At 70.7% G+C, this 19742-nt stretch carries 16 protein-coding genes; 10 read left to right on the plus strand and 6 right to left on the minus strand.

Features of this window, described 5'->3' with window-relative positions; genetic code table 11:
• The first annotated feature begins 132 nt into the window (after positions 1-132).
• From ACFYW8_RS22035 to ACFYW8_RS22065, 7 genes are all read left to right on the plus strand, one after another.
• Positions 133-906 carry an MHYT domain-containing protein gene (locus tag ACFYW8_RS22035; protein ID WP_389078274.1) on the plus strand — a complete coding sequence of 258 codons (774 nt, stop codon included), beginning with the start codon at positions 133-135 and terminating at the stop codon, positions 904-906.
• Positions 907-969: 63 nt separating this feature from the next.
• A complete protein-coding gene (locus ACFYW8_RS22040) occupies positions 970-3528 on the plus strand; it encodes a nitrate- and nitrite sensing domain-containing protein (protein WP_389078279.1) in 2559 nt (852 codons plus the stop codon).
• On the plus strand, positions 3525-3962 hold the full coding sequence (locus tag ACFYW8_RS22045; protein ID WP_389078283.1) for a roadblock/LC7 domain-containing protein: 438 nt from the start codon (positions 3525-3527) through the stop codon (positions 3960-3962). Before ACFYW8_RS22040 ends, ACFYW8_RS22045 begins: the two co-directional genes overlap by 4 nt.
• Positions 3963-3981: 19 nt before the next feature.
• Positions 3982-4395 carry a DUF742 domain-containing protein gene (locus tag ACFYW8_RS22050; protein ID WP_389078287.1) on the plus strand — a complete coding sequence of 138 codons (414 nt, stop codon included), beginning with the start codon at positions 3982-3984 and terminating at the stop codon, positions 4393-4395.
• A gap of 193 nt (positions 4396-4588) precedes the next feature.
• Complete coding sequence (locus ACFYW8_RS22055) at positions 4589-5194, plus strand: ATP/GTP-binding protein (RefSeq protein WP_365870341.1); 606 nt, start codon at positions 4589-4591, stop codon at positions 5192-5194.
• A gap of 200 nt (positions 5195-5394) precedes the next feature.
• Positions 5395-5808, plus strand: a complete 414-nt coding sequence (locus ACFYW8_RS22060) for a roadblock/LC7 domain-containing protein (RefSeq protein WP_365870340.1) — start codon at positions 5395-5397, stop codon at positions 5806-5808.
• Positions 5809-5935: 127 nt separating this feature from the next.
• Positions 5936-6949 carry a DUF6397 family protein gene (locus tag ACFYW8_RS22065; RefSeq protein ID WP_389078295.1) on the plus strand — a complete coding sequence of 338 codons (1014 nt, stop codon included), beginning with the start codon at positions 5936-5938 and terminating at the stop codon, positions 6947-6949.
• On the opposite strand, the gene ACFYW8_RS22070 is transcribed toward ACFYW8_RS22065, so the two are convergent.
• A complete protein-coding gene (locus ACFYW8_RS22070; protein WP_365870338.1) occupies positions 6936-7802 on the minus strand; it encodes an acyl-CoA thioesterase II in 867 nt (288 codons plus the stop codon). The genes ACFYW8_RS22065 and ACFYW8_RS22070 overlap by 14 nt on opposite strands.
• A gap of 19 nt (positions 7803-7821) precedes the next feature.
• The gene (locus tag ACFYW8_RS22075) at positions 7822-10335 is read right to left on the minus strand and encodes a DUF3516 domain-containing protein (RefSeq protein ID WP_365870337.1); all 2514 of its coding nucleotides are present in this window, start codon (positions 10333-10335) and stop codon (positions 7822-7824) included.
• A gap of 145 nt (positions 10336-10480) precedes the next feature.
• Here ACFYW8_RS22075 and ACFYW8_RS22080 point away from each other — a divergent pair, with 145 nt between their 5' ends.
• On the plus strand, positions 10481-11275 hold the full coding sequence (locus ACFYW8_RS22080; protein ID WP_365870336.1) for a metal-dependent hydrolase: 795 nt from the start codon (positions 10481-10483) through the stop codon (positions 11273-11275).
• A gap of 212 nt (positions 11276-11487) precedes the next feature.
• Here ACFYW8_RS22080 and ACFYW8_RS22085 read toward each other — a convergent pair whose 3' ends face one another.
• From ACFYW8_RS22085 to ACFYW8_RS22100, 4 genes are all read right to left on the minus strand, one after another.
• A complete protein-coding gene (locus tag ACFYW8_RS22085) occupies positions 11488-11763 on the minus strand; it encodes a type B 50S ribosomal protein L31 (RefSeq protein ID WP_365870335.1) in 276 nt (91 codons plus the stop codon).
• A gap of 36 nt (positions 11764-11799) precedes the next feature.
• The gene (locus tag ACFYW8_RS22090; RefSeq protein WP_365870334.1) at positions 11800-12270 is read right to left on the minus strand and encodes a DUF5709 domain-containing protein; all 471 of its coding nucleotides are present in this window, start codon (positions 12268-12270) and stop codon (positions 11800-11802) included.
• Positions 12271-12807: 537 nt separating this feature from the next.
• Positions 12808-14658, minus strand: coding sequence for an ABC transporter ATP-binding protein (locus ACFYW8_RS22095; RefSeq protein ID WP_389078310.1), 1851 nt, complete (start codon positions 14656-14658; stop codon positions 12808-12810).
• The gene (locus ACFYW8_RS22100; protein WP_389078314.1) at positions 14655-16622 is read right to left on the minus strand and encodes an ABC transporter transmembrane domain-containing protein; all 1968 of its coding nucleotides are present in this window, start codon (positions 16620-16622) and stop codon (positions 14655-14657) included. The genes ACFYW8_RS22095 and ACFYW8_RS22100 overlap by 4 nt, the downstream gene beginning before the upstream one ends.
• Before the next feature lie 220 nt (positions 16623-16842).
• Between ACFYW8_RS22100 and ACFYW8_RS22105 the strand changes: the two genes are divergently transcribed.
• Both ACFYW8_RS22105 and ACFYW8_RS22110 read left to right on the plus strand, forming a co-directional pair.
• Positions 16843-17592: a L,D-transpeptidase family protein gene (locus tag ACFYW8_RS22105; RefSeq protein ID WP_389078319.1), complete on the plus strand. Its 750-nt coding sequence runs from the start codon at positions 16843-16845 to the stop codon at positions 17590-17592.
• 365 nt (positions 17593-17957) lie between these two features.
• Positions 17958-19622, plus strand: a complete 1665-nt coding sequence (locus ACFYW8_RS22110) for a peptide-N4-asparagine amidase (protein WP_389078324.1) — start codon at positions 17958-17960, stop codon at positions 19620-19622.
• The last annotated feature ends 120 nt before the right edge of the window (positions 19623-19742 follow it).

Here is a 19742-nt window from a genome sequence, read left to right on the forward strand (position 1 = left end):
GACACGAAGGACGATGCGACGCACACGTTCGACCCCGGCGCGATCGCTCGGGCGCATCTCTTCGTCACATTGCAACAGCTTTCGAAATGCGCCCCAGTTGTGCGCCCCAGCGCGCACTAGCGTCCCTGGGTCATGGGACACATGGACCACGCCGCCTTCGGCTGGCTGACCCCCGTACTGTCGTACGCGATGGCCTGCATAGGCTCCGCGCTGGGGCTGCGCTGCACGGTCCGCGCACTCGACGCCGCCGGAAGGTCACGCCGCAACTGGCTCCTGGCGGCGGCCTCCGCGATCGGCACCGGTATCTGGACGATGCACTTCGTGGCGATGCTCGGCTTCGGTGTCACCGGCACGGAGATCCGCTACAACGTGCCGCTGACCATCTTCAGCCTGCTGGTGGCCATGGCCGTCGTCGGCGCGGGACTCTTCGCCGTCGGCTACGGCCGCGACCGGCACCGCGCACTCGTCCTCGGCGGCCTCACCACCGGGTTCGGCGTCGCGAGCATGCACTATCTGGGCATGGCAGCGCTGCGGCTGCACGGCCAGGTGCGCTACGACCCGGCACTCGTCGGACTCTCCGTCGTGATCGGAGTGATCGCGGCGACCGCTGCCCTCTGGGCCGCGCTCGCCATCAGGTCCCCCGCGGCGGTGGCCGTCGCCTCCCTCGTCATGGGCGGCGCGGTGAGCAGCATGCACTACACCGGAATGATGGCGGTGAGCGTACGCGTGAGCCCCTCCGGCGGCGCACTGCCCGGGGCCACGGCGATGCAGTTCATCTTCCCCCTCGCCGTCGGTCTCGGGTCCTACCTCTTCCTGACGGCGGCGTTCGTCGCGCTGTCCCCGATGTCCGGCCGGCCCGCAGCGTCCGCGTCGGCCCGGCGGCCGGTCGAGAACGTCGCCCGCTGACAGCGGTCCCGGAGCCGCCGCGGCCCGGTCGGCACGCCCCGAACCTCTCCGATCGAGGAGGCCATGCGTACACCCCGTAGGACCACCGAAGCCGGCGCCCAGCCACCGCCCCCGTTGCGGGGTCGGCGCGCGCACGCGGGGCCGCCGGCAGACGAGGGCACGGACATCGGCGAGCCCGTCGCCGGGCCTTCACCGGAAGCACTCGCGCGCGCGGTGCGGTGGCACATCCGGCCCCGCAGCGTCCGGGCCAAGATCGTCAGCCTGCTGATGGTGCCGATCGTCTCCCTGCTCGTTCTGTGGGCCTATGCCACGGTGAGCACGGCACAGGACGTCGCGCGGCTGCGGCAGCTGCAACGCGTGGACTCGACGGTCCGGGCCCCCGTCGACGCCGCGGTCGCCGCGCTCCAGGCCGAACGGGCGGAAGCCGTCCGCTATGCGACCGACCCCGCCACGGTGCCGCCGGGCGACTTCAAGGACCTCTCACGGCTCACCGACCGCGCCGTCGCGAAACTGCGCCTGGGGAACCACAACACCGTCGCCGACGGCGCCGACCTGCCTGCCGGAGTCGCCGGGCGGCTCTCCGCCTTCGTCGCCGACGCGGAGCGGCTGCGATCGCTGCGTACCGGAGTCCTGGAACGCCGTACCGGATGGGACGAGGCGTACGGGGAGTACACCAGAACCATTTCGACGGCGTTCGGTGTCGACGGAGCGCTCACCGGCATCTCGGGCGGGGGCCCGCGCTCCGACGCGCGCGTCCTGCTCGAATTCTCCCGGGCAGGGGAGGCGCTCGCCCAGGAGAACGCGGTGCTCGGCGTGGCCCGGCTCGCCGGGACCCTCGACGGCGAGCGGCTACGGCTGTTCACGGGCGCGGTCGACACCCGCCGAACCCTGACGGACGCCGCCGCGCCGGATCTCGGTGGGCCCGAACGAGCTGCCTGGAACGACCTCGTGGAGGGGAGCGCGTACGACGACATGCGCGCCGTCGAGGACAAGGTGCTCGCCTCGCGCCCCGGCGCCGAGGCCCTCGACGCCGCGCCGGAGACGGTCTGGAACATCGCTCACGAGCGTGTGAGTGAGGGGATGCGCACGGTCGAGGCCGATGCGGGCCGTGGTGCGGCGGACGGGACCGACCCGCTCGGGCACGCCCTGCTCACTCCCGCTGGTGCGGCGGTCCTCTTCGGCCTCGCCGCCGTCATCGCCTCGCTGATCATCTCCGTACGCATCGGACGCGACCTCGTCGTCGAGCTCGTCGGCCTGCGCGACAGCGCACTGGACATCGCCCGCCGAAAGCTCCCCGAGGCCATGCGCAGACTGCGAGCGGGCGAGGCGGTCGACGTGGAGGACGAGGCCCCGGTGGGACGGCCCTCGGAGGACGAGACCGGACAGGTCGCCCAGGCACTGAACACCGTGCACCGAGCCGCCCTGCGTGCCGCGGTCGAGCGCGCGGAGCTGGCCGGAGGCATCTCCGGGGTCTTCGTCAACCTCGCCCGGCGCAGCCAGGTGCTCGTGCACCGCCAGCTGAATCTCCTGGACGCCATGGAGCGCAGGTCCGAGGACCCGGACGAGCTGAGCGACCTGTTCCGGCTCGACCACCTCACCACACGGATGCGGCGTCACGCCGAGAGCCTGATCATCCTTTCCGGAGCCGCCCCCGGACGGGCCTGGCGGAGGCCCGTCTCACTGACGAACGTGGTCCGCGCGGCCGTCTCCGAAGTCGAGGACTACGCGCGCGTGGAGGTACGGCAACTCCCCGAGGTGGCCGTCGTCGGCGGAGCGGTCGCCGACCTCACCCATCTCCTGGCGGAAGTCGTCGAGAACGCCGCCCAGTTCTCGCCCCCGCACACCAGAGTGCGGATCACCGGCGAACCGGTCGGAAACGGTTACGTGATCGAGGTCGAGGACCGCGGGCTGGGCATGGGCAAGGAGAGGATCGCCGAGGCGAACCGGCGCATCGAGCAGTCCGAGGCACTCGACCTGTTCGACAGCGACCGGCTCGGCCTCTTCGTGGTCAGCAGACTCTCGGCCCGGCACGGCATCAGGGTGCGACTTCAGACCTCGCCCTACGGAGGCACCACCGCGGTCGTCCTGCTGCCGACGGCGCTCCTGCACGACGACCCGGCGGAACGTTCCCTCCGCAAGGCCGACACGGACGGGCCGTTGGAAAGGCAGTACGCGCGCGTGTCGGCCGCTCCCCAGCACGACGCCGTCCAGACAGCCACCGAGCGGCCCGCACTGGTCCCCCCGAGGCCGAAGCCTTCCGAAGCCCCGGCGAACTGTTCACAGGAGGACCCGTCCCCGGCGAACGGTTCGAAGGAGACCGCGACTTCCGGAGTCGCGGCGCTGCGTCTGCACCGTTCCCAGGACGACTCCGAGGGCTCCGACGAACTTCCACGGCGTGTCCGCCAGGCGAACCTCGCCCCCCAACTGCGCGGACAGCGTTCCGAGGAGCCGACGGAACCCCCGGTGTCCACGGCGGACGACGAGCGCACACCCGAACTCGTACGGGCGCGTTTGGCCGCGTACCGGGCCGGCTGGGTACGCGGCGGCGGCCGGCCACCCGGCGTCGGCACCACCTCCGGCCCCGAACTGGGCAGCGACAGCAGCGAAGGAGACCCCGCATGATTCAGGACTCGAGCACGGGAAGAGCCCAGCGGTCCGGCGAACTCGACTGGCTGCTCGACGACATGGTGCTGCGCGTGACCGAAGTGCGACACGCCGTGGTGCTGTCGAACGACGGACTGGCGGTGGGTGCGTCCACCGCCCTGCGTCGTGAGGACGCCGAACACCTCGCCGCCGTCGCCTCCGGATTCCACAGTCTGGCCAAGGGAGCGGGCCGCCACTTCGGCGCGGGCGGGGTACGCCAGACGATGGTGGAGATGGACGAGGGTTTTCTGTTCGTCGCCGCGGCGGGGGACGGTTCGTGCCTGGCCGTCCTGACCGCCGTCACCGCCGACATCGGCCTTGTGGCGTACGAGATGGCGCTCCTCGTGAAGCGCGTCGGCGAGCATCTCCACGCTCCGCCGCGGGTCGCCGCACAGCCCCCCGCGGCAGGATGACCGAGGACGGCCTGTGCAGATGACCGAGGACACACCGGGCACCCCGCCACAACCGGGCAGCCAGTGGTACGACCAGGAGGCGGGACCGCTCGTCCGTCCCTACGCCATGACGGGCGGCCGCACCAAAGCCGGTCCGACCGGCATGCACTTCGATCTGATCGCCCTGGTCACCCTCGACCGGGCCGCGCCAGGAGTCGACGAGGACACCTCGCTCGGACCTGAGCACCGGACCCTGATCGAACTGTGCCGTACCGAGACCCAGTCGGTCGCCGAACTGGCAGCGGGAGCCGACCTTCCCGTGGGTGTGGTCAGGGTGCTCCTGGGGGACCTCCTGGAACGGAGCTGCGTCACGGTGAGCCGCCCGGTACCCCCCGCCCAACTGCCTGACGAGCGAATCCTCCGCGAAGTCATCGAGGGACTGAGGGCTCTCTAGGTGATCCACATCGGTCGGCGCCAGGGCTCTTCGCGTTCACTCCTGGGCACGGAACGGGCATCTTCCTGTCGCAAGAGGCAATGTGTGGTCCAACCCCGTTCGCCGGAGCCGCAGTTGTCATGATGCTGACTTCACGCACCCGTACAGACGCACCGATGCCGACGGTTGTCGGCACTCCCGAGAGAAGTGATCGATGGTCTCCGAGAACTCCGATGTCTCGGGTGGCGACTCGACCGCCCTGGCATTGAAGATATTGGTCGCCGGTGGGTTCGGCGTGGGGAAGACCACCCTGGTGGGCGCGGTCAGTGAGATCCGGCCGCTGCGCACCGAGGAACTGCTGAGCGAGGCCGGTCAGTCGGTGGACGACACCGGCGGAGTGAGCCGGAAGGTCACCACCACGGTGGCCATGGACTTCGGCCGCATCACCATCAGGTCCGGCCTTTCGCTCTATCTCTTCGGAACGCCGGGCCAGGACCGCTTCTGGTTCCTGTGGGACGAGTTGTCGACGGGCGCTCTGGGTGCTGTCGTTCTCGCGGACACCCGCCGGCTGGAGGACTGCTTCCCCGCGGTGGACTACTTCGAGCACCGGCGCATCCCGTTCGTGGTGGCTGTCAACTGCTTCGCGGACGCGCGCGCATACGGGGCCCAGGATGTGTCCCGCGCTCTCGACCTCGACCGAGGCACGCCGGTCGTCCTGTGCGACGCCCGTGACCGCGACTCCGGGAAGGAGGTACTGATCCGGCTCGTCGAATACGCCGGGAGGGTGCACACAGCCCGACTGCTCGAGTCCGTCGGCTGAGGCCGCTCGTCGACGTCTGTGCCGACCTCGCGCGGCCCCCGGCCGCATCGTTCGGCCTCTCTGGCGCGACCGTACGCGCCTGCTCGTCGGCCATCTTCTCTGCCATGGCACCCATCCGCCTTGCCCGGACGGCGGCTGTGGGGAAGGCTTGCTGGTCGAATCCTCCGGTCAGGGGGAACGACACACGGGGAGACCGGATCATGGAGCAGAACACGGGACTCGGCTGGTTGCTGGACGACCTCACCGAGCGTGTCGAGTACGTTCGGCACGCGCTGGTGCTGTCCAACGACGGGCTGGTGACGGCCGCGAGCACAGGACTTCGCCGCGAGGACGCCGAACACCTCGCCGCGGTGTCGTCGGGGCTGCACAGCCTGGCCAAGGGCTCCGGCCGTCATTTCGGTGCAGGACAAGTACGGCAGACGATGGTCGAGTTCGACGACGCGGTGCTCTTCGTCACCGCGGCAGGCGCGGGGAGTTGCCTGTCCGTCCTCAGCGGCGCGGAGGCGGACATCGGCCAGGTCGCGTATGAAATGACATTGCTGGTGAACCGCGTCGGCGAACACCTGCGCGTGGATGCGCGACAGCCGGAAGGCAAGCCCGCCTCAGATCTCTGACCTGCTGGTATGTCGTCGCAGCCGGAGTTTTCCACAGGCTCGCCACGATGTCCGGCGAGCCGGATACGGTTTTTCCCGAGGCGAGCGCACACCGGCGCGGGCCTCCGACACCACAGGGGAGACCGTCATGTCCGGCAACACCATCACGCAGTCCGCCACCTTCTCGCTCAGTCGGGCCGCACGTGAACTGGAGCTCAGGCGCGGTGAATTCGACCTTGCCCTGAGCCTCGGTTGCGTGCGTTCGGTTCCCGACGAGGGAGGCGGGGGACGCCGGGTCGCCCGCGCGGAGATCGACCGGGTGCGCGCCGAAGCCGGCTTCCCCGAGGTGCTGCGCGAGCGGGTGAAGGCCGTCGGCACCACGGAGGGCGCCGCTCTCATGGGCATCACGAACACCCGGTTCACCCGGCTCGCGCGCCTGGGACTGGTAGTGCCGGTCAAGTTCTATCTGAACCGCTACCGGGTGGTCGTCTGGCTCTATCTCGCCGAGGAACTGCGGCAGTTCGCGACCGAGGAACAGAACACGCGGCTGCTGAGCGGCCGGATGCCCGAGGGTCTCCGCGATCAGTTGGACGAAGGCGTGGACCTCCGTCCTCGCAACTGGCGTGGCCGCCACATGGGGTTCCTGCTGAGGCGGACGGAGGATCCCTGGGCCCGTGCCGCCGTGGTGGCGTCGCTGCTCGACCCGGTCCAAGTGGCCGAGATCGTCAAGGAACCCTGCGAGCGCGCCCACCTCAACCGCTTCCGGCCCGCGCCTGTTACACAAGCCGCGCCGGACTCGCCCGGGGCCCGGATCGCCGAGCGCATCACGAGGGCGGACCACCCCGACGAGATCAGCTGGCTCAGGGCCGACCTGGGGCAGAGTGTCCGCGAAGCGAGGCAGGACCGCCCGGCGCCCCGTCCGACACCCCGTGTCTCGATCGCCGCAGCCCCGGGGTCGCTGCCCACAGCGTTGGTCGGTCGGCCAGCCGGGGCTCCGATGTCAGCAGCCCCGCCGTCACCGACCAGTGCCCCGCGCGCCGCGCGAGAGCAGTTCCCCGCCGGGGACGATCCGCTCACGACGACGGAGTCCGTGCGGTCACGGAGGCTGCTCGGATGGCTGCGGCGCAAGAGCCCGGACGCGCGTTCGTCTACAGCGCCCTGAAAAGGCCCTCCTGCACGACAGAGACGAGCAGCCGTCCCTCCCGGTTGTAGATGCGCCCGCGTGCCAGACCCCGGCCACCCGTCGCGATCGGCGACTCCTGGTCGTACAGGAACCACTCGTCCGCGCGGAACGGCCGGTGGAACCACATGGCGTGGTCCAGCGACGCCATGTCGAAACCGCGCTGACCCCACAGCGGTTCCACGGGTATGCGGACGGCGTCCAGGAGAGTCATGTCGCTCGCGTACGTGAGAGCACAGGTGTGCACGAGCGGGTCGTCGCCCAGCGGACCGACGGCGCGCATCCACACCGCGCTGCGCGGCTCGGCGCCCTTGGTCTCCTCGGGCGTCCAGCGCAGCCGGTCCACATAGCGGATGTCGAACGGCTGGCGTCGCGCCATGCGCTCCAGCGTTTCGGGCAGAACGCCCAGATGCTCCTCGATCTCCTGCGTCACCGTCGGCAGGGACTCGGGGTCCGGCACCTCGCGGGCCGGCGGCAGCTGGTGCTCGAAACTTCCTTCCTCGGGCTTGTGAAAGGAGGCGGTCAGATTGAAGATCGTGCGGCCCTGCTGCACAGCGGTGACGCGGCGCGTGGTGAACGACCGTCCGTCCCGTATTCGTTCGACCTGGTACACGATCGGGACGCCAGGTCGACCAGGACGCAGGAAGTACGCGTGCAGCGAGTGCACCGGCCGGTCGCCCTCGGTGGTGCGGCCGGCGGCGACCAGGGCCTGGCCCGCCACCTGGCCCCCGAAGACCCGCTGGAGGGACTCCTGCGGGCTGCGGCCCCGGAAGATGTTGACCTCGATCTGCTCCAGGTCGAGCAGGTCGACGAGCTTCTCGGCAGGGTTCGTCATCGGCGGGATTCTCCTGTGCTCACAGCTGTCCTACGTCGGTGACCTTGACGATGGCACGGCCCTCGGCGTCGGAGGCCGCGAGGTCGACCTGCGCACTGATGCCCCAGTCGTGATCGCCGTTCGGGTCCGCGAACGTCTGACGCACGCGCCAGAGTCCGTTCTGCGGCTCCTCCACGATCGACAGCAGCTTGGGGCCACGGGCGTCGGGACCCGTCCCGAGGTCCTCGTACTCGTCCCAGTACTTGTCCATCGCCTCGCCCCAGGCATCGGCGTCCCAGCCGGATTCGCCGTCCATCTCGCCGAGTTCGTCGACGTTGTCCAGAGCGGCGAGTTCGACCCTGCGGAACATGGCGTTGCGCACGAGGACACGGAAGGCGCGGGCGTTCGAGGTGACCGGCTTGACCTGGTCGGCCTTCTCCTGTGCCTCCTCGGCCGTCACCACCTCGGGATTGGCGAGCTGCTCCCACTCGTCGAGGAGGCTGGAGTCGACCTGGCGCACCATCTCGCCGAGCCAGGCGATCAGGTCCTCCAGGTCCTCGGACTTGAGGTCGTCCGGGACGGTGTGCTCAAGGGCCTTGTAGGCACTGGCCAGGTAGCGCAGGACGATGCCCTCGGTGCGGGCGAGCTCGTAGTTGGAGACGAACTCGGTGAACGTCATCGCCCGTTCGTACATGTCACGGATGACGGATTTCGGCGACAGCGGGTGGTCGCCGACCCACGGATGGCTCGTGCGGTAGGTGTTGTACGCGTGGAAGAGCAGCTCCTCCAGCGGCTTGGGGTACGACACCTCCTGGAGCCGCTCCATGCGCTCCTCGTACTCGACGCCGTCGGACTTCATCGCGGCCACGGCCTCGCCACGGGCCTTGTTCTGCTGGGCCGCGAGGATCTGCCGCGGATCGTCCAGCGTGGACTCCACGACGGACACCATGTCCAGGGCGTACGAGGGGGATTCGAGGTCCAGCAGGTCGAAGGCGGCGAGTGCGAACGTCGACAGGGGCTGGTTGAGCGCGAAGTCCTGCTGGAGATCGACGGTGAGCCGCACGATACGGCCGGTCGGATCGGGCTCGTCGAGCTTCTCCACGATGCCGCCGTCGAGGAGCGAGCGGTAGATCGCGATGGCCCGCCGGATGTGCCGCAGCTGCTGTTTGCGCGGCTCGTGGTTGTCCTCCAGCAGATGCCGCATCGCGTCGAAGGCGTTGCCGGGCCGGGCGATGACCGAGAGCAGCATGGTGTGCGTCACGCGGAAGCGCGAGGTCAGTGGCTCGGGATCGGAGGTGATGAGCTTGTCGAAGGTGCTCTCCGTCCAGCCGACGAAGCCCTCGGGGGCCTTCTTGCGCACCACCTTGCGGCGCTTCTTCGGATCGTCGCCCGCCTTGGCGAGCGACTTCTCGTTCTCGATGACGTGCTCCGGAGCCTGAGCCACGACGTAGCCCGCCGTGTCGAACCCGGCGCGACCGGCCCGGCCGGCGATCTGGTGGAACTCACGGGCGCGCAGTGTGCGCACCCGCGTGCCGTCGTACTTGGTCAGCGCGGTGAACAGCACGGTGCGGATGGGCACGTTGACACCGACACCGAGGGTGTCCGTACCGCAGATGACCTTCAGGAGACCGGCCTGGGCCAGCTTCTCCACCAGCCGCCTGTACTTGGGCAGCATGCCGGCGTGGTGCACACCGATCCCATGGCGTACGTAGCGCGAGAGGTTCTGGCCGAACTTGGTGGTGAAGCGGAAATTACCGATCAGGTCGGCGATCCGGTCCTTCTCCTCGCGCGTGCACATGTTGATGCTCATGAGCGCCTGCGCCCGCTCCACGGCCTGTGCCTGGGTGAAGTGCACGATGTAGACCGGGGCCTGCTTGGTGGCGAGCAGTTCGGTGAGCGTCTCCGTCAGCGGAGTGAGCATGTACTCGTAGGACAGCGGGACGGGCCGGGTCGCCGAGCGGACCACCGAGGTGGGGCGGCCGGTGCGCCGCGTGAGGTCCTTCTCGAACATCGAGACGTCGCCGAGTGTCGCCGACATCAGGATGAACTGCGCCTGGGGAAGTTCCAGGATCGGGATCTGCCAAGCCCAGCCCCGGTCGCCCTCGGCGTAGAAGTGGAACTCGTCCATGACGACCTGACCGACGTCGGCGTGCTTGCCGTCACGCAGCGCGATGGACGCCAGGACCTCCGCGGTGCAGCAGATCACCGGTGCGTCGGCGTTCACGGAGGCGTCGCCCGTGAGCATGCCGACGTTCTCGGTGCCGAACATCTTGCACAGCTCGAAGAACTTCTCCGAGACGAGCGCCTTGATCGGCGCCGTGTAGAAGGTGACCTCGTCCCGGGCGAGCGCGGCGAAGTGCGCACCGGCGGCGATCATGCTCTTTCCGGAGCCGGTGGGAGTCGAGACGATCACGTTCGCACCCGAGACCACCTCGATCAGCGCCTCCTCCTGATGGGGGTAGAGGGTGAGACCGCGTTCCCCGGCCCACGACTCGAAGGCTTCGTAGAGGGCGTCGGGGTCTGCGGTCTGCGGCAGCTGATCGATAAGGGTCACGCCCCCATCTTGCCTGTCGATACACGTGATGGGGGAATCGGATGCTCGGGGGAAGATCACGACCGCTACGCTGTGGCGCCGGCGACGCGTCAGCGCGCACGGACAACTGGACAGCGGTACAAGAGGAATGGGGCGGGGAACGGCCATGATGGGACCAGCACACTCACTGTCGGGGGCTGCGGCCTGGCTAGGCGTCGGAGCTGCGGCCGCCGCGGCCGGGCACACCATGCCCTGGCCGGTCCTGCTCGTCGGCGCTCTGATCTGCGCCGGCGCCGCGCTCGCCCCGGACCTGGACCACAAGGCCGCCACCATCTCGAACGCCTTCGGACCGGTGTCGCGAAGGCTGTGCGAGATCGTCGACAAGCTCTCCTACGCCGCCTACAAGGGGACCAGGAAGCCGGGCGACCCCCGGCGCAGCGGCGGTCACCGCACGCTGACCCATACCTGGCTGTGGGCGGTGCTGATCGGATCGGGCACGGCGGTGCTGGCGATCACCTGCGGCCGCTGGGCGGTCCTGGCGATCCTCTTCGTGCACATGGTGCTGGCGATCGAGGGTCTGCTCTGGCGGGCCGCCCGCGGTTCCAGCAGCGACATCCTGGTCTGGCTGCTCGCCGCGACGACCTCGTGGATCCTCGCGCAAACCCTGGACAAGCCGGGCAACGGCGCGAACTGGCTGTTCACGGCGCCGGGCCAGGAGTACCTGTGGCTCGGCCTGCCGGTCGTCCTCGGCGCCCTGGTGCACTGCATCGGCGACGCGCTGACGGTGTCCGGCTGTCCGATCCTGTGGCCCATCCCGGTCGGCCGCAAGCGCTGGTACCCGATAGGCCCGCCCAAGGTGATGCGTTTTCGCGCGGGCAGCTGGGTCGAGCTCAAGGTGCTGACTCCGGTGTTCATGCTGCTGGGCGCCGTGGGCTGCGCGGCGGCTCTGAACTTCATCTGAGTTCGGCGGCCCCCGGGCCGCACCAGCTTTTGGCTCCTCCCGGACCACGTCGGCGACCGGTGCCGCCCCGGCACTCGGCTTCACCGGTCTCGCCGGCCGGCACCGGGCGGCTCGTGCACGGCACGTCCGCGCGTGGTGGCGGGAGCGGCGCCTCCGAGTGCCCGGCTCGGGCGGCGAGGCGTCCTTCACTCGGCGGATGGCGCTCGTACCGCTCAGCCGTTCTCCGCGGCGCCGGACCCCTGCTCCCCGCCTCCGAACCGTCGCTCGAACTGGGCGATACGGCCCTCCGAGTCCACCGTGCGGGCCTTGCCCGTGTAGAACGGGTGGCTCTCCGAGGAGATCTCGACGTCCACGACCGGGTAGGTCTCGCCGTCGTCCCAAGCGATGGTCCGGTCGCTTGTCGCGGTCGAACGCGTGAGGAAGGCGTAGCCGGCGGTCCGGTCGCGGAAGACCACCGGGTGGTAGTCGGGCTGCTTGTCCTGCTGCATGGGAGCTCCTCGGGGCAGGCGCGGTACGGGGGTCGGTCAGCCGGACACGGCGTCCTCGTCGACGATGTGCATCGCGGCTTCCTCCGCCGAGGCCGCGGCGCCGTCGATCCCGATGTCCGTGGCGATGAGCCCGCTCTCCTCGTCCTCGTGAGCGCCTTCGTTCGGGGCCACCAGACGGCCGGAGCGCAGCGCACCCACTTCGTTGTCGAGGGGCTCTCCGTCGGTGCCCTGGCAGTCGCCGATGCCGTCTCCGTCCGGTTCGGTGATGTCGGGCAGCTCGTCGGCGAGACGCTGGTCCAGGGTCTCGCCCGCCCGGCGTTCCGAGGCGGTCACCCCGCGGTGCTCCACCGCCCACGGCCGATCCGGCGGGGACCAGCCACGGTCCAGGGGGTCACTGACGCCGTCGGTCACCAGCGTGTCCTCGGCGTCGAGCAGCCCCGCGTCGTCCTGTACCTCGGATCCGTCGGGCTGGTAGACGTCGTCTCCCCATCCGTCGGCGCTGTCCACGGGTACCTCCAGGGGGTGCGGACGGGACCGGAGCCGCCGTACTCGACGGCGGGCGCGCGGGCCCGAGGACACGGGTGTCGCCCCGCGCGAACCGGGTGGTTCCCGGGAGTCCCCCGAGCGGGTGCCCACGTCCAGACTTCCACCCCCCTTCGGCACCGCGCAACGCCACAGGGGCCGACCAGCAGTGCCACAAGGGCCGACGTCCGGCCCGGCCCGCCTTCGGCGGGGTGTGCCGAGCGCGGACGCGACTTTGCTCCGGGCGAGAAGCCGGACCGCACCGGACGAGCCCACGGCCGGCGCCGGTCGCCGTCGGCCCACGCCGCTGAGCTGCGGGAGGACACGGGCGCGCTACGTCGAGCGGACGGTTCCGCGCCGGTCCGGCACGCCGCGGAGGCGGGAACGGAACAGCCCGCCTGCCGGACGCCCCGGACGCCCCGGACGCCCCGGACGGTACTCGGTTCACGTGTGGCGGTCAGGTGGTCCCGCTCGGCATCCCGCTCACGCGGGGCGGCCGGTGGCGTCGGCGGGGCACCCCGCTCACCCGTGCCAGGACCTCCACAGCGCCGCGTACGCGCCGTCCGCCGCCACCAGCTGCTCGTGGTTGCCGAGTTCGCTGATGCGGCCGTTCTCCACGACTGCGATGACGTCCGCGTCATGGGCGGTGTGGAGGCGGTGGGCGATGGCGACGACGGTTCGGCCGTCCAGGACGCGGGCCAGCGAGCGTTCCAGATGGCGGGCCGCCCGCGGATCCAGGAGCGAGGTCGCCTCGTCCAGGACCAGGGTGTGCGGGTCGGCCAGTACCAGCCGGGCCAGCGCGATCTGCTGGGCCTGGGCCGGAGTGAGCGCGAACCCGCCCGAGCCGACCTCCGTGTCGAGACCGTCGTCGAGCGCCCGCGCCCAGCCGTCCGCGTCGACCGCGCCGAGAGCGGCCCACAGCCGGGCGTCGACGGAGTCGACCCCAGCGGCCGGAGTCGCGGTCTGCGTCTCGGCCGGAGCCGCCTCGTCCGTGCCCTGCCGGGAACGGGGGACGGCGAGCAGCAGGTTGTCGCGCAGGGAGCCCACGAAGACGTGGTGCTCCTGGTTGACCAGGGCCACGTGCGAGCGGACCGCTTCCGCGGGCATCCGGGACAGTTCGGCGCCGCCGAGCGTGATCCGGCCGTCCCGGGGAGAGTAGATCCCGGCGAGCAGCCGGCCCAGCGTGGACTTGCCGGCCCCGGACGGCCCGACCAGGGCGAGCCGGGTGCCGGGCGCGACCGCAAGGGAGACCTCCCGCAGCACGTCCACGCCCTCGCGGTAGCCGAAGTGCACCCGGTCCGCGCGGACGTCGCGTCCGTCCGGCGTGACGGCCGGGTCGCCCGAGTCCGGCTCGATGTCCCGGACACCGACCAGCCGTGCCAGCGAGACCTGGGCGACCTGCAGCTCGTCGTACCAGCGCAGGATGAGCCCTACGGGGTCGACGAGCATCTGGGCGATCAGCGCGGCCGTCGTCAGCTGCCCCACCCCGATCCAGCCCTGCAGGGCGAGGAATCCGCCGATCATCAGAACCGAGCAGAGGACCGTCACATGCGTGACGTTGACGACAGGGAAGAGAACCGACCGGAGCCAGAGCGTGTACCGCTCCCACGCCGTCCATTCCTTGACCCGGCGGTCCGACAGCTCGATGCGGCCACCGCCCAGGCGGTGGGCGTCGATGGTGCGCCCGGCGTCGACCGTCTCGGCCAGGACAGCGGCGACGGCGGCGTAACCGGCCGCTTCGGAGCGGTAGGCGGAGGGCGCGCGCTTGAAGTACCAGCGGCACCCCACCACCAGCACGGGAACGGCGACCAGCACGGCGGGGGCGAGCGCCGGGGCTGTCACGGCGAGTCCGCCGAGCAGCAGTGCCGCCCACACCACACCGATGGCCAGCTGCGGCACGGCCTCGCGCATCGCGTTGCCGAGCCGGTCGATGTCGGTGGTGATGCGGGACAGCAGGTCACCAGTACCGGCCCGTTCCAGCACGCCGGGCGGCAGACCGACCGACCGCACGAGGAAGTCCTCGCGCAGATCGGCCAGCATCCGCTCGCCGAGCATCGCACCGCGCAGCCGCACCTGCCGTACGAACACGGCCTGGACGACGAGCGCGACGACGAAGAAGGCGGCGGTGGCCTCCAGATGGAGTTCGCGTGTGTGGTCCGAGACGCGTTCGACGACCGAGCCCAGCAGATAGGGCCCGGCCATCGAGGCCACGACGGCCACGGTGTTGACGGCGATCAGGAGCAGGAATGCCTTGCGGTGCCGTCGGAACAGTTCGGTCACGTAGGCGCGTACGGTCGCGGGCGCGCCGACGGGCAGCGTGTTCGCCGTCGTCGGGGCGGCCGGGTCGTACGCGGGTGGCGCCACGCCGATCATGCGGTCTCCTCGATCTCTTCGAGTACGCCGTCCAGAACGGCCTCGTCGTCCGCGGTAACGACGCCGAGGACAGCTTCACCGTCCGCGGTAATGACGCCGAGGACAGCTTCACCGTCCGCGGTAATGACGCCGAGGACAGCTTCGTCGTCCATGGTCACGACGCCGCGAGAGGTCCGTTCCGCGGCTTCGACGGTGGCCTCTTCCTCGGTTTCTCGGGTCACCACGGCCCGGTATCGCGGTTCGCTGTGCACCAGATCGCGGTGCACGCCGACCGCGACGACCCCGCCGTCGTGGACCAGGACGACCCGGTCCGCTTGGTCCAGGAGCAGCGGTGAGGACGTGAAGACCACGGTCGTGCGTCCGGCGCGCAGGGAGCGCACTCCGTCCGCGATCCGGGCCTCGGTGTGCGCGTCGACCGCGGACGTCGGCTCGTCCAGGACGAGGACCTCCGGATCCGTGACCAGGGACCGGGCCAGCGCGAGGCGCTGGCGCTGGCCGCCGGACAGGGAGCGCCCGCGTTCCGTGATGCGGGCGTCCATCGGATCCTCGGCATCCAGTGAGCCCTGGGTGAGCGCCTCCAGCACGTCGCCGCACTGCGCGGCGGACAGGGCTGCCTCGGCGCTCACGAGACCCGACGCGGGCACGTCGAGCAGCTCGCGCAGGGTGCCGGACAGCAGCACCGGGTCCTTGTCCTGGACGAGGACGGCGGTGCGGGCGCATTCCAGGGGCAGCTCGTCCAGCGGTACGCCCCCGAGGGTCACCGAGTGGTCTGTCGGCACGCCCCCGAGGAGCACCTCCTCGCCCCGCTCGGTGGGATGGCCGCCGAGCCGCTCGGCCAGCAGCCCCGCCGCGTCCGGGTCGCCGCACACCACGGCGGTGAGCAGGCCCGCGGGAGCGAGCAGTCCGGTCGTGGGGTCGTGCAGATCGCCGCCCGGGACGTCGGTAGCGAGTGATCCGGTGCTGTCCATCGACCGTTCCAGGGACAGCACCCGGGCAGCTCGCCTGGCCGACGGCCGCGAGAAGGAATATGCCATGGCAATCTCTTCGAAATGCCGCAAAGGGTACGCGAGTAGCATGACGGCGCTGTACACGGTGACCAGTTCGCCGACCGTGATGCGGCCGTCGTGTGCCAGGTGCACACCGCGCCAGACGACGGCGACCATCAGCAGACCGGGCAGCAGCACCTGGATCGCCGAGATCAGCGACCACATACGGGCGCTGCGCACGGCGGCCCGGCGGACCTCCTGGGAGGCACGGCGATAGCGGTCGAGGAAGAGCTCCTCGCCGCCGATGCCGCGCAGCACCCGCAGGCCGGCGACCGTGTCGGAGGCCAGTTCGGTGGCGCGGCCCGCCTTCTCCCGCTGGAAGTCGGCGCGCCGGGTGGCGCGGGGCAGCAGTGGCAGCACGGCCACGGCCAGCACGGGCACGCCCACGGCGACGATCACGCCGAGCGTCGGCTGGTAGACGACCAGGGCCACGCAGACGAGGACCACCGTCACGGCGGCCGCGGTGAACCGGGACACGCCCTCCACGAACCAGCCGATCTTCTCGACATCGCCGGTGGAGACCGCGACCACCTCGCCCGCCGCGACGCGACGCGTCAGCGCGGAGCCCAGCAGCGCGGTTCTGCGGGCCAGCAGTTGCTGCACGCGCGCGGCCGCGGTGATCCAGTTGGTGACCGCGGTGCGGTGCAGCATGGTGTCGCCCAGGGCGATGCACACGCCGCACAGCACCATGAGCGCGCCGGTCAGGGCGAGCCGGGTGCCGGAATGGTCGACGACGGCCTGGACGGCCAGTCCGACACAGAACGGCAGGGCGGAGACGGCCACGAAGTGCAGCAGTCCCCAGGCCAGGGCCTTGAACTGTCCGCCGAGCTGATTCCGCCCGAGCCACCACAGGAATCGGGAACCTGAACGCGCGTCGGGCACACCGGGGTCGGGATACGGAAGGTCTTGGATCTGCATGACGTCCCAGTGGGTCGTGTCAGGGGATGGAGGGAGCCGCGGATTTCGGCAACCGTCCGACCGCGGGGGCCGGTAGCAAACCGTGAAAGGCTCGCGTCGCAGCGTGGTCGAAAGCAAACGATTTTCCGTTCCGTGGCAAGGAATCGGCCCGGAGCGCCCGCGACTGGCAGGGAGCCGGGGGGCGGTGATTCGCCCGGTGCGTGATGCGAGGATGGGCGGCATGCGAATGAACGGTGCGATGCGTACGGGGCTCGCCGCCATGGTCTGCGGGGCCGTCGCCATCACCCTCTCGGCCTGCGGTGGTCCGGAGGGCGGAAGCGGGAGCGGCGCGAAGGGGCGAGCGGGAGCCGGTGGCGCTGTCGCCCGAACGAGCGCTTCACCGGTCGACCCGAAACGTATCCCCGATGTGGGTGACGGGCTCCAGCAGCGGATCCCGTCCGATTCCCGTCAGGTCCTGGCCGTCTACGGGGAAGGCAAGGACTCCGCGAACTCCACGGCCGTGCTGTACACGAAGTCCGGTACGACGTGGGAGAGGACCCGTAGCTGGGCCGCGCACAACGGGAAGAAGGGCTGGACGACCGACCATCACGAGGACGACAAGCGGAGCCCCGTGGGAGTGTTCACGCTCAGCGACGCCGGTGGAGTGCTCGACGACCCGGGCGCCCGGTTGCCGTACACGCAGTCGCAGAGCTTCCAGGCGCCGCACTACTGGGCGAAGTCGCACTGGCACGACTTCGACTACGTCATCGCCATCGACTACAACCGGCTCAAGGGCAATCCGCCGGACGACCCGAGTCGCCCGTGGGGCGACGAGAAGGGCGGCGGCATCTGGTTGCACATGGACCACGGCAGCGGCACGTCGGCGTGCGTGAGCATGTCCAAGCCCGCCATGGAGTACCTCCTGCGGACACTCGATCCGGATCAGCACCCCGTGGTGGTGATGGGGGACAAGGCGGACCTGAAGGCTTAGGGCCAGCCAGGGGTCCGTGCCGGAGGCCGGTGGGGGCCCGTGCCGGAAACGGCGGAGGCGCGCGGCGGGGCCCCGGCGGTCCGACGCCCTGTCGGCCCGGTGCCAAGCGCGCCGGGCAGTCGCCCAAGCCCTGCCCGAACCGCGAACCCTACCCAACCGCGAGCCTTGCCCGAATCGCGAGCCCTGCCCTGGCCGTGAGCCCCGCTCAGGCTGCGAGCCCTGCCAGAGCCGCGTGCCCCGCCCGGCACGCGAGGCCACCCAAGTTGCGGAACCCACCCAGTCCCCGGGTGCGGTGCCCAGAGCCTGGTGCCCCAGTGCCCAGTGCCCCATTGCGATCAGCTCAACTGCCCCGTAGAACACGGCACATGAGTAGACCGGTCATCATGTCCATGCTCGCGGGAGTGATCCTCGTGGCGAGTGCCCTCCTCGGAGCGGGCCCGGCTCCCGCGGCGACCGCGTCCGTCGCGTCTCCCGTGCCCGCGGCCTCCGGGGTGCCCGTCGGTGCGGCCGCCGAGGCTCGATCGGCCGACGTGCCGGCCGAGTTCGGCAGCGACTGGCACGACCCCGTCACCGCCGCCCCGCCCGTCGGCGGGCCCGCCGCACCGTCCTGTGAAGTGACCCTCGCGGAGGCGCGGTTCCGCGACTTCACGCCCTACACGGGCACGTACACCCCGCCGACGGGCTGCGGCGACCGGTGGAGCAAGGTCGTGCTTCGACTCGAAGGCAAGGTCAAGGGACGCCAGTTCGACCGCCTCGGGTACCTGCACGTCGGAGGGGTGGAGATCCTGCGTACGTCCACCCCGGAACCGTCTCCCGACGGGATCGCGTGGTCCGTCGAGAAGGATGTGACGCGCTACAGCGACACGTTCCGGCGGAGCCGCGACGTCGAGATGCTCATCGGGAACGTCGTGGACGACACGTACACCGGCGTTCTCGACGTCAAGGCCACGCTGACGTTCTACGCGGGCAGGCCCGCCGCGACTCCCGACCGTGTCCTGGCCCTCCAGGACGGCACCGTGACCACCCCGCGCAACAGCGAGCGCGTGATCGCCGAGGTGTACGCGACCGGGTCCGGCGGCGGCTGCGAGGAGTTCTGGTATCTGACAGTCCCGGACGCGGCACCGTACTCCTGCAAGGCGGGCAACGGCCCCTACCGTGAGGTGCAGATCAAGGTCGACGGCCAACTCGCCGGAATCGCCGAGCCGTTCCCGACCGTGTGGACAGGTGGATGGTCCAACCCCTTCCTCTGGTACGTGATTCCGGGGCCCCGCGCCTTCGACGTCCGCCCCGTCGAGTACGACCTGACCCCGTTCGCCGGACGGTTCAACGACGGGCGGCCGCACCGGATCGACGTCTCCGTCGTGGGCGTTCCCGAGGGGCAGACCGGTTGGAGCCTGCCGGTCAATGTGCTCGTCTGGCAGGACGCGCGGCGCGCCCACGTGAGCGGTGCCCTCACCCGCGCCGAGGCGGGAGCCCTCGCCAACTCCTCGACGTACACACCCGGTTCGGAGAACCGAGTGGACACCAAGGGAAGGCACCGGCTGACGGTCGCCGGATACCTCGACACCTCGCACGGCCGGGTGCTGACCACCGTCAGCCGCACCCTCGCGCACAGCTCGGCGCACCGCTGGACCGACGGCGAGAACACGGACGGCCTCAAGGCGACGTGGACCGACGACGAGGCGGTGACGGTCGACGGACCCGGACCCGCCGCGACGACGCGCACCCGGCGGACGTACACGATGGACGGCGCGACGACCCTCGGCGCGGACGACCGGCTGCGGACCGTGCTGACGCTGGGCGACCGGGCCACCGTGGCCGAGGCGTCGGAAGGCCGGCGTACCGCCTGGTCATGGCTCTACGACACCTACACGGGCGACGCCACCTACACGGTGAACGTGCCGCGCGACCAGCGTCACGCGGTCGCAACGACGAGCGAGCGCTATCGGCTGTACGGGTCGGCCGACTGCTACGACCGAACCCTGGTCACCGTGCAGGGGGTGCTCACGAAGGACCGCGCCGACTGCTGAGCCCGGTCGTCCGCGGTGTGCGGAACGTCGCGGACCTCGGCCGCTCGCGCCGGCGGGCCGCGCGCCTCACCGCCGTCCGGGGCGAGGACGAGAGGCGGACGACGGCCTCGCCACAGCTTC

The sequence above is a fragment of the Streptomyces sp. NPDC002742 genome (genome assembly GCF_042888885.1).
Lineage (GTDB): Bacteria > Actinomycetota > Actinomycetes > Streptomycetales > Streptomycetaceae > Streptomyces.

Bases quoted from the DNA above. Each gene is read 5' to 3' on its own strand.
- ACFYW8_RS22035 (WP_389078274.1), top strand. From the start codon at position 133: ATGGGACACATGGACCACGCCGCCTTCGGCTGGCTGACCCCCGTACTG.
- ACFYW8_RS22040 (WP_389078279.1), top strand. From the start codon at position 970: ATGCGTACACCCCGTAGGACCACCGAAGCCGGCGCCCAGCCACCGCCC.
- ACFYW8_RS22045 (WP_389078283.1), top strand. From the start codon at position 3,525: ATGATTCAGGACTCGAGCACGGGAAGAGCCCAGCGGTCCGGCGAACTC.
- ACFYW8_RS22050 (WP_389078287.1), top strand. From the start codon at position 3,982: ATGACCGAGGACACACCGGGCACCCCGCCACAACCGGGCAGCCAGTGG.
- ACFYW8_RS22055 (WP_365870341.1), top strand. From the start codon at position 4,589: ATGGTCTCCGAGAACTCCGATGTCTCGGGTGGCGACTCGACCGCCCTG.
- ACFYW8_RS22060 (WP_365870340.1), top strand. From the start codon at position 5,395: ATGGAGCAGAACACGGGACTCGGCTGGTTGCTGGACGACCTCACCGAG.
- ACFYW8_RS22065 (WP_389078295.1), top strand. From the start codon at position 5,936: ATGTCCGGCAACACCATCACGCAGTCCGCCACCTTCTCGCTCAGTCGG.
- ACFYW8_RS22070 (WP_365870338.1), bottom strand. From the start codon at position 7,802: ATGACGAACCCTGCCGAGAAGCTCGTCGACCTGCTCGACCTGGAGCAG.
- ACFYW8_RS22080 (WP_365870336.1), top strand. From the start codon at position 10,481: ATGATGGGACCAGCACACTCACTGTCGGGGGCTGCGGCCTGGCTAGGC.
- ACFYW8_RS22085 (WP_365870335.1), bottom strand. From the start codon at position 11,763: ATGCAGCAGGACAAGCAGCCCGACTACCACCCGGTGGTCTTCCGCGAC.
- ACFYW8_RS22095 (WP_389078310.1), bottom strand. From the start codon at position 14,658: ATGATCGGCGTGGCGCCACCCGCGTACGACCCGGCCGCCCCGACGACG.
- ACFYW8_RS22100 (WP_389078314.1), bottom strand. From the start codon at position 16,622: ATGCAGATCCAAGACCTTCCGTATCCCGACCCCGGTGTGCCCGACGCG.
- ACFYW8_RS22105 (WP_389078319.1), top strand. From the start codon at position 16,843: ATGCGAATGAACGGTGCGATGCGTACGGGGCTCGCCGCCATGGTCTGC.
- ACFYW8_RS22110 (WP_389078324.1), top strand. From the start codon at position 17,958: ATGAGTAGACCGGTCATCATGTCCATGCTCGCGGGAGTGATCCTCGTG.